Genomic DNA, 20,148 nt, shown 5'->3' with positions numbered 1-20,148 from the left:
CAGCCTCCCACTGAACGTGGGAGGCTGGGTCTTTTGTGCGACTGGGAAGGCGCGGTGCGGGTGGAGGGGCAGGCCCTTCTCGGCAAGCGACCGGAGGTCCTTTGGATTGAGGTGACCGATTACTTAGATTTCGGAAAAGTCACCGCCGATTACTCAGATTTCGGAAAAGTCACCCGAAATTACTGAGATTTCGGATTTGTCACGGTGCGCCGTGGGGTGCGATTTGCAAACGTGCAGGTGAGCTGCTTGCAGCGCGATTCAGAGGTGCGTCGATTCCGTAATCTCGCGAATCGGCGGTGTCAAAACCGAAATCTGAGTAATTAAATGCGTCCTTTCTGAAATCTGAGTAATTTTCTGCGTCGATTCCGTAATCTCGCGAATCGGCGGCGCCGAACGAGCAGTGCGCTCTTCTCGGCAAGCGACAGAGGGCATTGCAGGGTGCACCCACGGCAGCGTCGTGGGTGCATCTTTTTATGACGCGGGTTGGGACTGCCGTCTGCGAGAAATGCAGGACCGCCGCGCGATGGCTCAGGGGAAGGGCACCGCGGACGTAACATAATTAACTTGTATGTTTAGCTCGTTATGGCAGGAGAACGCTATGTCCGACCCCACGAGAGAGCATGCAGGGCAGAACCACAATCGCAGCCCGAAACACACCCCAAAGCACATCAAGCGACCCATGCACCTGCGCGCCCATGACCCCGCGGAGCCCTTGGGCAGACCAGACATCCGCCCCTGGCACGTTGCGCTGAGCGTCGTGCTGACCGCCTCCCTCGTGGTGGCGGGGCTGCACACCGACGCGATCGCCGACGTGCTGGGCCTCTCCGCCACGGCCGAGCCCGAGCAGGTCACCGAGACCGCGCAGCCCGCTGCCGGCGATGCCGGCGCCGCCGCGTCCGAGGCTGCGCCCGCAGCCGGCTCGAGCGAGGAGCTCGCCTCGGCCGAGCGCGAGACCGAGGAGACGGGACGCGCTGCCGCCGAGGAGATCGAGCGCGAGCAGGACGAGGCCGCGGCCCGCGAGGCCGAGCAGTCCGCCGCTGCCGCAGCCGCCGCAAGCGCGAGCGTCGCCGCGGAGCCCACGACGTCCACCCCTGCCACGGACGCCCAGGCTACCGCCGACGCAGAGGCGAAGGCTCAGGCTGAGCTTGAGGCTCAGGCCAAGGCCGAGGAGCAGGCCAAGCGCGACTCCTTCGAGCTCGCCCCCGAGGGCGTCGACGAGGGCATCGCCGCCGACAAGGACTTCTCGAGCCAGCGACTCCTGATCGCCGGCGTCTCCCGCCAGCAGCTGACTCCCGCCACCCGCGTCCTGTCGGAGCACGCGGGCATGTTCCTCACACAGTTCGACTCCGTCGAGAAGGCCAAGAACGCCTACCTCTTCTACAAGGGGAAGCTGGGCGCGGCGATGGTCGAGCCCGACACCACGATCTCGGCCGCCGAGGGGGAGGGCGCCACTGACGCCGTGGCCCCCGGCCAGATGAGCGAGACCGAGAACCCGCTCGCTGAGCTCAACGCCGAGCTGCCCGGCGCGGCCCCCTCGGCCGCTTACACCGTGGCGCTCATCGACACCGGTTACACGGGCGCAGGCGTCGTCGACTCCGCGACCGTGCTCGGCGCGTCCGCGGCCGACGACAACGGCCACGGCACGGCCATGGCCGAGCGCATCCTGCAGGCGCACCAGGGCGCGCGCATCGTCTCGATCAAGGCGCTCGGCGCCGACGGCCGCGGCACGGTGTCGTCGGTCTACGCCGCCATCGAGTACGCGCGCGCCGCCGGCGCGGACGTTATCAACCTCTCGCTCTCCGCATGGCGTCGCGCCGACAACGAGGTCGTCGCCGACGCCATCGACGAGGCCGTGCGCGCCGGCGTGATAGTGGTCGGCGCCGCCGGCAACTCCGGCACCGACGCCTCCTACACGATCCCCGGCGGGGTCGCGTCCGTGCTCGTTATGGGCGCCTGCGACGACTCCGGCGCGCGCATCGCGAGCTCCAACTTCGGCGCGACGGTCGACGCGTATGCCAAGGCGTCCTCCACCTCCGAGGCTGCCGCGGCAATGACCGGCTGGCTCTCGGCTGGCAACGTCCGCGCGTCCGGCCTCTCGGAGGCGCTCGCCTCCGCCCTCGTCGACGGCAGCTTCTCTGACGGCGAGGCCTTTGCCAAGCCGGGCGAGACGCCCGCGCCCGTGCCCGCGCAGACCGAGCCTGCCGCTCAGCCTCAGGAGCAGAAGAAGGCCGTCGCCCCCAAGACCGTCGGCCACAACGTGATCTTCGACGCCAACGGCGGCGAGGGCCACGCCACCGAGCAGTTCGCCGCTGCGACGGCGACCACAACGGTGGCCATGCCCGCCGCCGGCTTCGCGCGCACGGGCTACATCCTCGCGGGCTGGTCCCGCGTGCCGACGGCCACGGTTCCCACCTGGAAGCCCGGTGAGGCCGCGACCATGTCCGACGTCGCGGGCAACGCCCTCGCCTCGATCGCGGACCCCACGGCCGCGGCCGACACCGCGGACGCGCCCAAGGCCACGGCGGGGGAGAAGAGCCTCGATCCGCTCGCCACCTCTCCGCTTTCCGCAGCGGTGACGGACAAGGACGCGCTCTTCTCGGCTGCGTCCGACACGGGCGGAACCACGGCCTCGGCCGAGGGCGAGGAGGACACGACCCTTTTTGCGGTGTGGACCGCGAGCACGGTTACCGTCACGTTCAAGAACGGCTCGGCCACCTTCGACACCAAGACCGAGACCTACGGCAGCAACTGGGTCCTGCCAAGCGGCACGCCCTCGCGCAGCGGATATACCTTCGCCGGTTGGTACACGCAGGACGAGTCCGGCGGCATCGCGATCACGAGCAACGTCAAGGTCAACCTGACCTCCGACGCCACGATCTACGCGCAGTACTCCAAGAACGACACGTACTACGGCATCCGTGAGGACCGCGACGACAACGGCAGCCTCGAGACCCTGCACATCACCAGAGAGAAGCCCGGCGCCAACACGACGTACTACACCATGAGCACCACGACCGACGGCCCCACCTGGAACGTGGCCGAGGTCAAGTCGCAGACGACCAAGATCGTGATCGACCCCACCATGAACGGCGTCCAGCCGCGCTCGATGAACTCCTACTTTGCGGACTTCTCGGCCGCGAAGAGCATCGAGGGCCTCGAGTACCTCGACACCTCGCGCGCCACCGTCTTTAACTACATGTTCGCGAACTGCAGCTCGCTCCCGAACATCGACGTCAAGAGCATCGACGTCACCTGCGCAACCGTCTGCCAGGACATGTTCAAGGGCTGCACCACGCTCAAGAGCGCCGACCTCTCCACGTGGTACGCGCCGAGCCTCACCTCGATTCGCGCGATGTTCTACAAGTGCTCCAACCTCGAGACCTGCAACATGAGCGGCCTGCAGCTGCCGAACGTGAACGCCACCTGCTACACGTTCAGGGAGTGCCGCAAGCTCAAGACGGTCGACATTTCGGGCATCTCGCTCGCGACGGTTACCTCGTCCGCCACGATGTTCCAGGAGGCCAACGCGCTCACGACCGTCTATTGCGCCGCGGGTGCCACGCTGAACACCTCCAAGAACACTGACAACGCGAACACCTTCGGGAACAACACCGCGCTCGTGGGCAAGGGCGGCGGCAAGTCGTATTCCTGGAACTCCACCAAGGTCAACGACAAGACCAACGCCCGCGCGGCGACCTCGAGCCAGACCGGCTACTTCACGCCGATCGACTCCAGCAACTCGTTCAAGGTCACCTATCACTACAACGTGGGCGACACTGACGTGAGCAAGTCCGTCAGCTATATGAAGCACGCCAACTCCGGCGAGTGGACCTCGCTCAGCCTCGCCCCGTGGAACCGCGAGGGCTACACGCCCCTCAGCTGGAACACGGCCGCGGACGGCTCGGGCACCACCTACGGCCTCGGCCAGGTGCTCAGCTCCGACGCACAGGAGAGCACGCTGAACGGCGTCGATCTCTACCTCCAGTGGAGCCAGAACACGTACAGCGTCGCGTATGACGTCAACGGCGGCACCGGCTCGGTCGCGACGCAGACGGGCATCGGCTTCGACTCCGACGTGACGCTCGACTCGGGCTCCGGCCTCAGCCGCGTGGGCTACACCTTCCAGGGTTGGGCCACCACGTCGTCCGCGACGAGCGCGGCCTACTCCGCGGCCCAGGGCAACCTGACCCAGCGCGGCCTGACCACGATCGACGGCCAGACCATCACGCTCTACGCCGTCTGGAAGGCCAACGCGTATCCGGTAACTTTTGATGCCAACACGGCCCACGGCGGCAAGGTGTACACCGCTGCTCCCTCAGGATTTGTTCTTAACGGCGACGGAACGCTCACCAAGGACCAGACCTACAACGGCACCTGGTCTTTCCCGACCGACCCTGGTGCGGTCAACGGTGCGTTTGCCGGTTGGTACACGGCGCCCGAGGGCGGAAAGCGTGTAAGCAACCTCGTGAACGTCGACGTCACAGGGCCGACGACGCTCTATGCCCAGTATGCCAACAAGACTACCTTCTTCGCGTACATGACCGACACCAACGGCGACGGCAGCTACAACAAGCTCACCTTCACGACCGATGCGGCCGCTGCCAAGGCGTCGCCCAAGTACTACGAGTATGACAACCTCTATGGCTTCAGCGAGTCGAACAAGCCGGGCTGGTACGAGCAGCGCGGAACGGTGACCACCATCGAGTTCGACGCTAGCTTCAAGGACGTCCAGATCAGGACCGCACATTCGTTCTTCCGCGAGTTCACCAAGCTCACGACCTTCATCAACCTCGAGTACTTTGATGTGAGCCGCATCACGTCCTTCGACCAAATGTTCTACAACGACGACGCCCTCACGAGCCTCGACCTCTCGTTCTGGGACACCTCCTGCGCGACTTCGGTTTACCGCACCTTTGGCTACATGGACTCGCTCACCAGTCTGAACATCTCGGGCTGGAACATGAACAACGTCACGTCCTTCTCCTATTTTGTGGGCTACTGCCCTAAGCTTGCCGACCTCAACATGACGGGCTGCGTGTGCATTAAGCCGTGGCGTGCCCAGTACATGTTCGACTCGGACAACTCGCTTCCCTACGTCGACCTCTCGGGATTCAACCTGCATGAGATGGACGGCACCGTGCTCTCGATGTTCGGCTCCTGCCGCTCGCTCAAGACGATCCTCTGCCAGCCGAACGACAACTTCGACAAGGTCAGCGACAGCACCAACATGTTCTACGCGAACAACGCGCTCGTGGGCACCTACTATTCCAACTCGGGCACCAAGTACACCACGACCTTCGCGTCCAAGAACTCCGTCGACAACACCTATGGCCGTGCGCGCATGGCGGGCACCGAGGGTTACCTCACGCCCCTTAACGATAACGCTTCATACACTGTCATCTATCACGATGGCTTTGAGGGCGAGCAGCAGAGCGTGATCACCCCGCTCAAGAGCGTCTCGGGTGCATATCCGTCTTTGGCTTCTGCCCTCTGGCAGCGCGAGGGCTACACGGCCACTCAGTGGGTGGACGGCAGCGGCAAGACCTATCAGTTGGGTGAGAAAATTTCTGCCGAGACCGAGCCCGCGGCGGGTGCCACGCTCGACCTCACGCTCCAGTGGAAGAAGAACAGCTACACCCTCGCCTACGACGCGAATGGCGGAACCGGCGAGATCAACGCCCGCACCCTCTCCTACGATGAGAACATCGACAAGCTCGCCGACGCCGAGAGCGGCATGACGCGCACGGGCTACACCCTCGCCGGCTGGGCCCTCACGCCCACGGCGACCTCCGCCAAGTACGCGCCCGGCCAGGAGAACCTCTCCAAGCTCACCGCGATCGACGGTGACACGGTGACGCTCTACGCCGTCTGGTCGCCCATCTCCTACAAGATCACGTTCGACCCGCGCCCGGCCGACGGCGGCGTCGAGTACGGCAACCCCGGCTCCGGCTTCGAGGTCAAGGACGGTAAGGCGACCGCCACGATGGCGTACGACTCCAACTACAAGCTGCCGAGCAATCCCAGCACGCAGAGCGGCTACACCTTCTGCGGCTGGTACACCCAGCCCACCGACGGCGGCGTGCGCATCAATGACACCGATACGGTAAGCGTGACGAAGGACACCACCTACTACGCCCAGTACGTGAAGCCGCAGACCTACTACGTCATCGCCACGGACGAGGACGGTGACGGCAAGAAGGACATGCTGACCTTCTCGGCGACCAAGCCCGTGACTGGCACGCTGGGAACCGATTACTATGCGCCCAGGACAACGGATGTGTGGCCGACGGAGGCTAACGTCCCTTGGACTTCGATCCGCACGAACATCACGAAGGTGGTGTTTGACCCCACATTCCAGAGCATTCGCCCCACCTGCATGGACAATTGGTTCTGTAACTTCGTGAACCTTGCCTCCTTCGAGGGCCTCGGCTACCTCAACACGAGCCGTGTCACGTCGATGATCAACTCGTTCCGCTTCCTGTATAAGTTGACTGATCTCGATCTCTCGACTTTCGATACGTCGAACCTGGTGACCATCCAGGACACCTTCGCAAACTGCACGGGCCTGAAGAACGTCAGCATCTCCGGCTGGGATTGCTCCCAGGTCGTCTCGTTCCGTGCGATCTTCAATGGCTGCACCAACCTCGAGAAGGCCAACCTCTCGGGCGTCAAGGCGCCCAACGTGAAGTGGATGTACTACTTCTTCCAGAACTGCGGAAAGCTGAAGGTCGCCGACTTCACCGGCTTCGACATGACGAAGGTGACGCTTGGCTGCACGATGTTCAGCAACTGCTCGAGCCTCCAGACCATTCTGGTCCGCGACGGCACCGACACGACCGTCCTGGAGGAGTCCAACGACGGCATCCGCGACACCTTCATGAACTGCACGAGCCTTAAGGGCAAGTACTATGCTGCGGGAAGCACCACGCCCCTCAAGACCTTCTCGTTCCAGGGCAACTCCGCTTCGGGCAGCGTGGCAGACCGGGTGGCTGCATATAAGCGCTATGCGGTGGCCTGCACGCCCAAGACGAACGGATACTACACGCCCGTCACGAAGCACAACTCTTACAGGATTTGCTATCACTACAACGCGCCCGACGGAAGCGACATGACCAACGAGGTGCAGTCCCTTCCGAACGCCCTTCTCGGCAGCTACGGATCGATTGCGAAGGCCCTGTGGAGCTTCCCGGGCTACACGCCCACCGAATGGAACACGCAGGCGGATGGTGGCGGCACGAAGTACGAGCCCAACGGGACGCTCTCGGCGCAGACGGAGCCTGCCATGGGTGAGACCTTGGACCTCTACCTGCAGTGGAAGCCCAACTCGTACAACGTGAAGTTTGATGCCAACGGCGGCAAGGGAGAGATCGCTGATAAGACGAACGTCGGTTACCGCGAGGAGTTTGCGGTTCCGGGCGCATCTGACGGCGTCACTCGTGACGGTTACGATCTCGTGGGCTGGGCCCTCTCGCCCAACGCGACCGCGGCCGATGCCGGCAGCTACTATCAGCTCGGAAGCACCGCGACGCAGCTGACTTCCGTCGACGGTGACTCCGTGACGCTGTACGCCGTCTGGAACGGACCAAAGTCCTACAAGGTCACCTTCGATGCAGGCGAGCACGGCACGTTCGCGACGACTCCTTCTGGATTCACCAAGGAGAGCAATGCCGTCGTGTACTCCAGCCAGGCGTATGGGTCTCAATTCAACGTTCCTGCTGACAACGCAGTAACGTGTGCCAACGGGTATACGTTTGCGGGCTGGTATACGGCGAAGGAAGGTGGCTCGCTCATCTCTGGCGCGGACACCATGACCATCGCAGACGACTCGATGAAGCTGTATGCCCAGTATGCTCACGAGGACACGTTCTATGTCGTGTGGGGTGACACGAGCGGCACGAAGAAGAAGGGCAACCTGTTTACCTTCACGGCCGACCCCGCCGCGGTGGCCGGGCTGAACAAGAGCAACAACGAGTACTGGGAGTGCAAGACCACAACCATCTACTCGGATACGAACATGCCCGAGTGGTACATCAAGAATGTGACGGTGGACGCCACCGATGGAAGGACGTCGTCCTTCAACTCGCCCATCACTACGGTGACGTTTGACGTGAGCTTCAAGGACCTCACCCCTCTGAGCCTCGGCTCGTGGTTCCGTCACTTCAAGAACCTGAGCACTATCAACAACCTCAAATACCTCAATACGTCGTACGTCACGAACATCGACCGCATCTTTAGTGACTGCCACTCGCTTACGTCACTCGACCTGTCCACGTTCAACCTCGCCCGCGCTGTCGAGTCGCGTGACACCTTCTCGCGCATGTATGGCCTGAAGAACCTCAACCTCTCCGGCCTCGACCTCACCAATTGCACGAGGATTCAGGCGCTGTGCTACCAGTGCGAGAACCTGGAAACGTGCAACATGACGGGCCTGCGTACCTACGGCACCACCATGTTCAAAAACAACTTCTTCCAGTGCGGGAAGCTGAAGAGCCTCGACCTGTCGGGCGTTGACTTCAGCCGCGTCGGCGAGATGAGGAACTGCTTTTCGGGCTGCACCTCTCTTCAGACGATCATCGTGTCGGACGGCGTTGACGTGTCGAAGAACACTCCGACCGGCGATGGGTTTAACCCGATGTTCAGTGAGTGTACGAGCCTCGTCGGCAAGCGCTACGGTGCGGCCGGCATCGTCAAGTCGAAGGGCTTCGACAGTAATTTCGTTAATAATCAGCTCGCCCGTGCCTGTGGTGTGACGGAGGAGACGCTCGGTTACTTCACTCCGGCCAACCGTTTCAACGCCTTCACGATCAACTATCACTACAACGTTCCGAGCGAGCCCGACCTCACTGAGAGCATCGATACCACCATCAAGGCGGTAACGGGAACCTACTCATATACTTCCAAGTCGCTGTGGGGCCGCATTGGCTATACCGCGCACGACTGGAACACCAAGCCTGACGGCACGGGTACGAACTATGGTGCCGTAGCGCAGTTCACGGCTGCAAACGAGCCCAAGGCTGGCAGCACGCTTGACCTCTACATGCAGTGGACGCAGAACTCCTACCGCGTGCGCTACGACGCAAATGGCGGCACCGGCGGCATCTACGCCGACGACGTCCCGCGCTACTACGACGACAACTTCAGCCTCCCCGTCGAGGACCAGGCAGGCATTTACCGCGCGGGCTACTCGCTCGTGGGGTGGGCGTATTCGCCCACGGGCAGCAAGGCCTTCGAGCCCGGTGCGACGGCGAGTCAGCTCTCCTCCGTCGACAACGACGTCATCACCCTCTACGCGATGTGGCAGAAGGACAGCTTCAACGTCACGGTCGACGGCAACGGGGGCACGCTCTCCTCGTCCGACTTCAACGCGCAGGGCGACGGGACCTACGTGAGCAAGTCCAAGGTCGAGTACCAGAAGACCCTGGGTATCCCGAACCCCACGCGCGAGGGCTACGACTTCGCGGGCTGGCAGCTCGCCCCGACCGACCCGACGAAGAGCGTGGAGGAGGCGTGCACGATCGCCGCCGACGCGAGCGGCACCTCGAGCACGCTCACGCAGGGCTCCGAGGCCTACACGCTCAAGGCGACCTGGACGGTCAAGGCGCCCGAGGCCGTCAGCGGGCTCGTGTTCACCAACAGCGCGCAGGTCGGCGTCACCACCAACTCGGGCGGCGCCTACGTGCTGTCCGACGTGACGCCCACGGGAGCCACGACGGCGACCGACGGCTACGGCGTCTATGCGGATGGTGCCGACGCGGGCAAGGTCTACGTGACGCACGCGGGCACCTACACCGCCAAGGCGACGCTCGCGCACCCCGAGAACTCCACCTGGGCCGACGGGACGACGGCGCCCAAGCTCGTCACCGTCACCGTGAGCCAGCTCAAGATCGCAGACACCACGATCGAGGTCGCGACCGGCTCGACCTACACCGGGTTTGCGCAGGAGCCCGTCGTCACGGTCAGCTACAGCTCGGGTGGTACCAGCTTCACGCTGCGTCCCAACATCGACTACACCGTGGCGTACAGCAACAACGTCGACGCCGCGACGGCCACGGACGCCAACGCGCCGACGGTGAGCGTGAACGCAGTCGTCACCGGCGACTTCTACGATGACACGACCGGCACGGCCACCAAGACCTTCGACATCGCGAAGCGCGACCTCTCTCAGGTGAGCGTGGCCGACATCGCCGACCAGACCTACACCGCAGAGGAGATCAAGCCCGAGCCGACCGTGACGCTCACCACCGACGCCGGCACCTTCACGCTCGCGTCCGGACGCGACTTCGACGTGGCCTACGCCTCCAACACCAACGTGGCGGCCGCGACCGCGACGAGCGGCGCCCCCACGATGACGCTCACCGCCACCGACAAGAAGAACTTCACGGGCACGAAGGCCAAGACCTTCTCGATCGTGGCGGCCACGCTCGAGAACGCGACGGTGACGCTCGACAGCGCCACGAAGACCTATGACTTCGAGGGCACGAGCGTCACGCCGAGCGTGACCAAGGTCGAGCTCGACACCAACGGCGACTCCGCCCTGGACGTGGTGCCTGTCGACTCCTACATCGTCTCGCTCGCCAGGAAGGTGGGCGACGCGTACGAGCCGGTGAGCTCCTTCGACAACGTTGACGGCCCGTGGTACGTCGTCGTCGCGGCCAAGGCGGGCACGAACTACTCGGGCGTCGCCTACGTGCCCGTGACCCTCTCCAACAAGGTGTACGACGTCTCGTTCGACCCGAACAAGGGCGCCATCGCGGGCTCGGCCGCGCCGGCCGGCGTCAAGGAGACCTACTCCGAGGCGCACGTGCTTCCCACGGCGCCGACGCTCGACGGCTTCGAGTTCGCCGGCTGGTTCACGGCAAACGGCGCGACCGAGGCCGACCCCTACGGCGAGGCCGCGGGCGCCAACTGGGGCACCCAGGTGAGCGCCGCCACCACGGTCGGCGCGCTTGCCGCGAACACCACCTACTACGCACGCTGGACGCGCAAGAGCTACACCGTCACGTTCCAGCCGGCCGACCACGGCTCCCAGATCGCGGGCGGAGGCGTGCTCGACGGCCAGGGCAAGGTGAGCGTCGCCTACGACGCCACGGTGCCCGCCGGCGTCAGCGTCACCCTGAGCGACAACGTCACGCTGCAGGGCTGGTCCTACGCGATGGCGATGCCCGACGGCACGACCGCGACGGGCACGGTGGAGGACTACACCACGGTCAAGATCTGTGGCGACACCACGTTCACGGCTCTTCTCGTCGAGCCGGTCTTCATCGCGGCCGCGGCCACCGACGGCTTCGTGGGCGTCAACGAGGTCGCGTCCGACAAGGCGACGGCCTACCGCGAGAAGCTCACGAGCAACGTGGGCCAGAACGTGGCCTTCAAGCCCAAGAACGAGAACTATGAGATCGACTCCGTCACGGTGAGCGACCTTGCCGAAGTCGAGCAGAGCGCGCACACCGCGACGCTGACCAAGACCGGCACCAGCTTCACGCTGGGCGAGAAGAGCTACGGATACGTGTGGACGGCGGGTGCGGCCGACCCGGACGTGGGCGTGATCGAGATCACGAGCTCCGACGACGACCGGATGTCGCTCACGTTCTCCGTCGCGTACAAGCTGAAGAAGGTCAGCTACAAGGTCGAGACCTACGTCCAGCCCGTCAACGGCTCGACTGACCTCGCCACCTACGAGCTCTTTGGCACGCCTGCGACGGTGAGCGACGTGGAGGCGGGCAGCGCCATCGTGCTCAACCCCGCCACCATCGACGGCTTCACCTATTCGAGCGCCGCCTACGACAGCACCTCGCCCGTGCCGGGCGCCGGTGCGACCGCGGTCGCCGCTAACGGCTCGACCGTCGCCAAGCTCTACTACACGCGCAACCCCTACGCCTACACGGTGCACCACATCGACCAGAAGGGCCGCACCGTGGCAGGCGACACGCAGGCCGAGGCGCTCTTCGGCGCCACGGTGGGCCTGACCGGCACCGACGTCACGCTCACGCCGCCCGAGGTGGCCGGCTACAGCACCGCCTCGTGCACGGCCACGCCGATCACGGTCGCCTCCGACGCGTCCGCCAACCAGATCACCATCAAGTACGGTGCGGCGAGCTACCCGCTGACGGTCAACGCCAACGGCGGCACCTGGTCGCACGCGGGCGCCACCGACAAGGGCGACGGCATCTACGAGATCGCCTCCGTCAACTACGAGGAGAACGTCACCCTCGAGACGCCCACGCGCGAAGGCTACGACTTCGACCGCTGGGTCGTCACCGGCGCGAAGAGCACGGTCTCGGGCAGCACCTTCACGCAGGGCACCGAGCCCGCGACCCTGACCGCCGCCTGGAAGGTGGCCGTGCCAAGCGCCGCCAGGCTGACCTATGACGGCTCGGCCCAGACGCTCGTGGCGGCCGGCACCGGCTACACGCTCGCGATCGCGCCCGACGGCTCGTCCACGGCCAAGGCCGACGGCATGTCCGTCGACGGCGGAAGCGCGAAGGCGACCCACGCGGGTACCTACCTCGTGACCGCCACGCTCGACAGCACCGACAACGTGGCCTGGGCCGACGGCACCACCGCGCCCAAGACCATCCCCGCGACCATCGCGCAGGCGACCAACGTGTGGGAGAGCGACCCGACCGTGCCCGACGTCACCTTCGGCGAGGCGCTCGTGCCCGCCGGCCAGGCGAAGTTCTCGGCCACCGGCGAGCCCACCGTCACGTACGCCACGAGCCCCACGGGCGGCTACGCGGCCACGGCGCCCACCGATGCGGGCACGTACTATGCGCGCTTTGCCGTGGCGGGCACCGACGACTACACCGAGCTCCTCTCGACCTGCTCGTTCTCGATCAGGCAGAAGCTCGTCACCGAGGACATGATCGACGCCATCGCCGACCAGGTCTACACGGGTAGCCCCATCGAGCCGGCAGTCACCGTGCGCAACGGCGACGCGACGCTCGCCAAGGGCACCGACTTTACCCTGGCCTTCGAGTCGAACACCTCCAAGGGCACGGCCTACGCGGTCGTGACCGGCACGGGCAACTACGCGGGCACGGCGCGCAAGGCCTTCACCATCGACTACGCCACCGTCGCCGTGCCGGCCAACATGTCGCTCACCTACAACGGTGGCGCGCAGTACTTCGCCGGCCCGACGGCCGCCTACACCTACGAGGTCACCACGACCGCCGCGGTCGACGGCTACGGCGTGAGCGAGAGCCGCGACACCTACGGCTACGCGTACGCGACCCACGCGGCGACCTACACGGTCAAGGTCACGCTCAACGGCAACTACAAGTGGAAGGACGTCGAGGGCGACGCGGCGCTCGCGCCCAAGACGTTCACGGTCACGGTGAGCCCGCTCTCCGTCGCCGACGCGACCTTCAGTGACATCGCCGACCAGACCTACACCGGAGCGGCCATAGAGCCCGCGTTCTCGGTCAGCCTCGACATCGACGGCGACCTCAAGCCCGATCCGCTCTACGAGACGCGCAACTACACCTACGCCTACGCCGACAACGTCAACGCCGGCCAGGCGCGCGTCACCATCACGGGCGTGGGCGACTTCACGGGCACGGCCACCAAGGCGTTCACCATCAAGCCGGCCGACGTCACCATCAGCGTCGCGGTGGCCTCCGGCGCAACCGACACGATAAACTACGGCGACACCTACAACCGCGACAACTACACCTACACGGTGAGCGGCCTGGGCTCGGGCAGCCTCGGCACCATCGCGATCCAGACCGCCCAGCAGCTCGCCGGCTACGCAGCCTCGGGCGGCCGCATCGTCGCGGGCGAGTACCCCGTGGGCGTCACCTACACGGAGAGCCCCAACTACAACGTCACGGTCAGCCCCGCCAAGCTGCTCGTGAAGCCCAAGGAGCTCGCGGCCACGGTGCAGCCCGCGCAGAAGACCTTCGGCGAGGCCGACCCGACCTTCACGGGCGTCACCTGGACCTCGGGCTCGGTCTACTCGGGCGACGAGCTCGGCCTCACGATCTCGCGCACGGGCACCGACGAGAACGCCGGCACCTACGCGGGCGTGCTGACGGCGACCTATGACAACCCCAACTACGCCGTCACGTTCACGCCGGGCACCTTCACGATCAATGCCCGCACCATCGCCGACGCGACGGTGACCATGCCCACCGAGAAGAGCGACGGCGCCTACGTCTACTCGTTCAACGGGGCCGCACTCACCCCGACCCCGAACTCGGCGACCGTGGCCCTGGCCAACCCGGCCGTCCGCGGCGACCTGTTCCAGGACACGGACTTCACGCTGACGTACCTGAACTCCTCCGGCGCGACCGTCTCCAACCTCGCCGCCTCGGGCATCTACACGATGCGCCTCACGGGCATGGGCAACTATCGCAGCAACACCTACGTGGACGTGCCCATCCGCCTCACTCCCGCCGAGCACGCCGTGACCTTCGCGGCCAACGGCGGCTCCTGGGAGGACACCGCCACGAGCAAGCCGACCACGCAGGGCTATGGCGAGACGTACAAGCTTCCCACCGTCAACATGGGCGGCACGCCCACCGTGGCTGATCCCAAGAGGCCCGGCTACACCTTCCAGGGCTGGTACAGCAAGAGCGGCGACGGCGGCGACTGGGGCGACTGCGTCATCGGCGTCGATGGCTCGGGCAAGAGCCTCACGAATGTGACCTGCGTCCTCACCGCCGACGCGACGCTCTTCGCCAAGTGGCAGATCAACCAGTACACCGCGACCTTCGACGCGGGCACGGGCGGAGATCTCGTTGGCGGCGGCGTGCTCGACGCCAACAACAAGGTCAAGGTCGACTTCGCGACCACGGTCCCGGCGGGCGTGAGCGCCAGCCACGTTGGCCTCACCTTCCAGGGCTGGAGCTACGACTACGTGGCCGCCGACGGAGTCCGCCGCGCGGGCGTCGCGGCCGATTACGCCACCCTGCCCATCGAGGGCGACGTCACGCTGACGGCCACCTACGTCGAGCCTACGTTCTTCTCGGCTGCCGCCCAGAACGGAAAGGTCACCCTGGGCTACGACACCGACCCGGCAGCGGCCGCGACCGTCACCGTAGCGTCCGACGCGACCGGCTCGGCGTCCTACACCCGCATGCAGGACGACATGGCGACCTACCCGCACGGCGTGGTGGGAGCCTCGCTCGCCTACGCGCCTGCCAACGAGAACTTCGGCCTCGTGTCCATTGGCGTGCGCGACCTGGCGGGCGATGCCGCCACGCTCGACGCCTCCGCGATCAGCGACACGGGCGCCGGCACGGTCACGCTCAGCGGCGTCACCTACGGCATCACCTGGGTGCGCACGAACGCCAACGCCGGCACGATCAAGGTCAACTCCGCCGCCGGCGCGGCCTCTTCGCTCGCGTTCTCGCTCGTCTACACCACGATCCAGAGCGGCTACGAGGTCGAGCACTGGAAGCAGTCGCCCGACGGCGCGCCGACCTACAACCTGGCCGAGTCCTACAGCTTCGAGGCCGAGTCCGGCGACCCGATCGACTACGAGGCGAAGAGCTATCCCGGCTACCAGGACCCCGAGGTCCGCATCTACTCGAGCGTGGCCGACCCCGACGCCTCGGGTGCGGTGCGCAACGACCGCTCCACGGTGGTCGAGCTCAAGTACGAGCTCGAGAAGTACGACGCCACGTGGCAGTGGCTCGACGTGGCCGGCACCACGCGCACGGGCAGCGTCTACTTTGGCACGACACCCGCCTACCCCGAGGAGGCCGCGCCCACCAAGGCGACCGACCTCAAGTACAGCTACACCTTCGACCACTGGGAGGACGAGAGCGGCAACCGCCTCACGCCCGACTACAAGGCCTACGACGGCGTCACGATGCACGCCCTCTACACCGAGACCCCGGTGCCCTATGACGTCACGCTGCGCCCCAACGGCGGCACCCAGGCCGACGGCCAGGCCGACCACGTGAGCGTGGGCTACTCCACCACGGCCACGCTCAAGGATCCCACGAGCGACAACGGCTGGACCTTCGCCGGCTGGCACGCCGAGAAGAGCAACTCCGCCGCCCCTGGCGAGGTCGGTAGCGTGGTGCGCAACGCCGACGGCACGAGCACCTACACGGGCGGCACGGCCGCCGCGACCCTGAGCGCCACCTGGCGCGTGCCCGTGCCTGCGGGCGCCGCGGGCCTGGCCTACACCGGCGAGGCCGTGCACGGCATCGCCGCCGCGGCCGGCTTCACGCTCTCCGGCGTCACGCCCAAGGCCGGCACCACGGCCAAGGCCGACGGCGCGGGCGTGTCCCAGGGCGACGCGGTCGCCCTGCACGCGGGCACCTACACCGCGACGGCCACCCTCTCCGACGCGGGCGCGCCGGGCACGGACGTGGCTCTTCTCGCCTGGGCGGACGGCACGACCGACGAGCGCACCGTGGAGTTCGAGATCGCCCGCGCCCAGAACAGCTGGAAGGTCGACCCCGCGATGCCCGAGCTGATCGTCTACGGCAGCCCGTACGAGCCGGCGGCCGGCGAGGCCACCTACCAGGCCGCGAGCGGCGAGCCCGTGTTCACGTACGCGAGCTCGGCCGACGGTCCCTTCGGCGCGACCAAGCCGCAGCAGAAGGGCACCTGGTACATGCGGGCGGCCGTGGCGCAGGCGGACGACTACGAGGCGCTCGTGAGCGCGCCCGTGGCCTTCGAGATCAAGCCCGCCACGCTCGACAACGCGAACGTCACGCTGGGCGAGGCGACCTACACGGGCGCCGCGCAGGAGCCCGCCGCCACGGTCCAGATCGGCAGCCAGGCGCCGCTCAACGAGGGCGTCGACTACGTGCGCGAGTACTACCGCGACGAGTCGTGCTCTGAGGCCTCCAAGGTCGAGGCGAGCGACCTCGTGAACGCGGGCACCTACTACGTGAAGGTCATCGGCAAGGGCAACTACGCCGGCTCCTTCACGACCAAGCCCTACACCATCGAGCACGCGCCGCTCACGCTGCGCGCGGGCAGCATCCAGCTTACGGGCCGCGACTACGACGGCACCACCGTGCTCGACCGGTCGCTCGTCGGCACCTCCGGCGTCCAGTTCGACGGCGCCCAGGCAGGCGAGACGCCCACGATCGACGCGAGCGCCCTTGTGGCGACCCTGGCCTCGGCCGACGCGGCGGACGGCGTCGCGGTGGGCGTCACGGGCATCACGCTCGCCAACGACGCGGCCGGCGCCAACGTGAACCGCAACTACACGATCGCCACCGTGGACGGCGGGGCGCTCGGCCAGGTGCAGTACGCGGGCACGGTCGACGTCGCCAAGAGGCCGCTCACCATCTCCGGCGTGCCCGCGGCCGACAAGGTCTACGACGGCACCACCGCCGCGACGCTCGACGTCTCGACACCGAGCATCGCCAACGCCGCGGCGGGCGAGACGCCGACGATCGACGTGAGCGGCGCCGTCGGCACCTTCGCCGACGCCAACGTGGGCGCCGGCAAGGCCGTGAGCGTCACCGGCATCGCGCTCGGGACCGACGCGGTGAACCGCAACTACGTGATCGCCGAGAAGGACGGCGCGCAGATCTCCGTCACCGCGAGCATCACCAAGCGCCCCGTGACCATCGCGTGCACGGCCGCCGAGAAGACCTACGGCGACGCCGACCCGACGCTCACCGGCACGGTCGAGGGCGTGGTTACGGGCGAGAGCCTGAACGTGACCTACGCGCGCACCACCGGCGACGCGGCCGGGACCTACCAGATCAGCGCGAGCTGGGACACCGCCAACGGCAACTACGAGGTGACGCACACGCCGGCCACCTTCACCATCAAGAAGAAGGCCGCCACGGTCACCTGCGACGCCGCGTCGAAGACCTACGGCGAGGCTGACCCGGTGCTGGGCGGCACGGTCACGGGTCTCGCGAACGGCGACACGGCCGACACGATGACGTACGCGCGCACGGCCGGCGAGGACGCGGGCACCTACCAGATCAGCGCAAACTGGACAGCCGGCGACAACTACGACTGGACGATGACGCCCGCGACGTTCACGATCAACAGGCGCGACCTCGCGGTGCTCGCCGACGCCAAGAGCGCCATCTACGGCAAGCTGCCTGAGCTCTCGACGCTCACCTACACGCTGGGCGCGGGGACCTCGGTTGCTTCCGGTGACTCCCTGGCGGTGGCCTTTGCCTATCAGGGCGTGAGCGACACGAGTGACGTGGGCACCTATGCCGACGCCATCACGGCGAGCGCGACGGTCACGCGCGGCGGCACGGACGTGACGGCCGCGAACTACAACGTGACCTGCACGAGTGCCGACTACACCGTGACCAAGGCGGCCATGACCGTGACCGGCAAGAGCTACAGCGGCACCTACGACGCCGAGGCGCACGGCATCACGGTCGAGGTCGTGCCCGACGTGAAGCCGACGATCTACTACTCCGAGACGCTCTCGACCGAGGACGCCTTCCGCGCGGCCATCGAGTCGCACTCCGCGGAGGCGAGCACGACCGCGCCCACGTACAAGGACGCGGGCGAGTACACGGTCCACTACTACGTGGTCCCGTCCGGCAACTACGAGGCGACCGGGGCGCTTGGCTCGGCCACGGTCAGCGTGGCGAAGGCTCCTCTCGCCATCAAGGCGAACGACGCCACGGTCACCTTTGGCGACGCGCCCGTCGATGCCGGCGCGACCTACGACGGCTTCGTGGGCGGCGAGGGCAACGCGAGCGGCCCCGCGCGCGACGGCGTGCTGACGGGCGAGCTGGCGTTCGCGCACGAGTACGCGCGCTACGGCAACGTGGGCAGCTACGCGATCGAGCCCTCCGGCCTCGACGCGGCCAACTACGCCATCAGCTTCGAGCGCGGCACGCTCACGGTCGGCGCCCGCGCGCTGACGCAGGACATGCTCACGGTCGAGCCGACGACGTTCGGCTACGACAGTTCGGCGCACACGCCGGGCGTCAAGGTCGTGATGGCCGCGGGCACGGGCGAGGGTGCGCGCGAGTACGAGCTCACGAATGGCGTGGACTTCAGCCTGGCCGGCGAGACGACCTCGTCGGGCTTCGGCACGCACTTCATCGTCGTGAACGGCTCCGGCAACTTCTCCGGCACGCTGGCGACGAGCTGGCGCAACCTCGGTGACGTCATCACGATCGACAACTACGACATCGGCAAGGGCTCCGGCACGCTGCAGGTCGTGACCGACCTGGGCGGCGTGGACATCGAGGTCGAGGGCCTCACGCGCGAGCTGCTGCGCAAGCTCATGACGGCCGACGAGCTGGCCGAGGTCACCGACGGCGCCGACGGCTTCCTGTACCTGCAGGTGCAGCGCGTGAACGCCTTCGCGCCGGTGGACGAGGACCCGACGGCCTCGCTCCTTGGCGAGCTGGGTGCCACCGCCGCGCTCAAGATGGAGATCACCCTCTGGAAGCAGGTCGGCAGCCACGCGGCGAGCCAGATCACCGACACCGGCGGGGACCAGGTGGGCCTGACCGTCAGTCTCTCTGACGACATGGTCAACAAGAACCCCGAGCTCGCTCGTAGCTTCTGGGGCATCCGCGCACACGAGGGCGATGCGTCGGTGCTCTCCGGCCCGAGCGGCGACTCGAACGTGATCCTCTCGTCGAGCCTCTTCAGCGGGTTCACCGTGGGCTACCGCGACGACGCGGTGCCCGTGGCAGAGGGCGGCCAGGGCGACGGCGCACTGCCGACGCCTACGGCAGACGAGCCGGCCGCGCCGCGCCCGGCGCCCGGCGCGCCCGCGCGCACGGGCGACCCGACGACGGTCATCCCGGTGCTCGCGATCGCGGTGATCGGTGCCGCGGCCGCGGTCTGGGGCCTGCGCCGCCGCCGCGACGCGGAGATGGAGGAGCCGCGCGACCGCGACCCGCACGAGGGCGCGTAGCGAAAGGCGAATCGCACAGGGCGCGAGGGCCTGCCTCCCGATTCTGGGAGGCAGGCCCTTTGCTGTGCGTGGCGCAGGGGAGGAGGGTGGTCGCGCGCCGGTCGTGCGGCGGTTGCTGGTTTGAGTTGCTCGCACGGGTGCGGATGGGGGAGTGAGCCGCGGCGTAAGACGTGCCTGAGAGGCGCTGAGAGGCCGCAGAAGCGCCCGTTGAGCACTCGTGCGAGCAAGAGCCCGAAGATGCGGTTGGCAGGCGTCTGTGGCGCTCTGAGCCGCCGAGGCGGGCGCTGCGGCGCATGGCTTGGGCGGCGGCGAGGGGTGAGCTC

Annotated in this window: 1 protein-coding gene; it reads left to right on the top strand. The window is 66.7% G+C overall.

Annotated elements, in window-relative coordinates:
- Positions 1–712 precede the first annotated feature (712 nt).
- Positions 713–19,825, top strand: a complete 19,113-nt coding sequence (locus tag M5D76_RS01685) for an InlB B-repeat-containing protein (protein WP_248921664.1) — start codon at positions 713–715, stop codon at positions 19,823–19,825.
- The last annotated feature ends 323 nt before the right edge of the window (positions 19,826–20,148 follow it).

This window comes from Olsenella intestinalis, assembly GCF_023276655.1.
GTDB classification, from domain to species: Bacteria; Actinomycetota; Coriobacteriia; order Coriobacteriales; family Atopobiaceae; genus Olsenella_J; species Olsenella_J intestinalis.
Note: the sequence above shows the minus strand (reverse complement) of the source record. Positions and strands in the feature narration are given on the sequence as shown.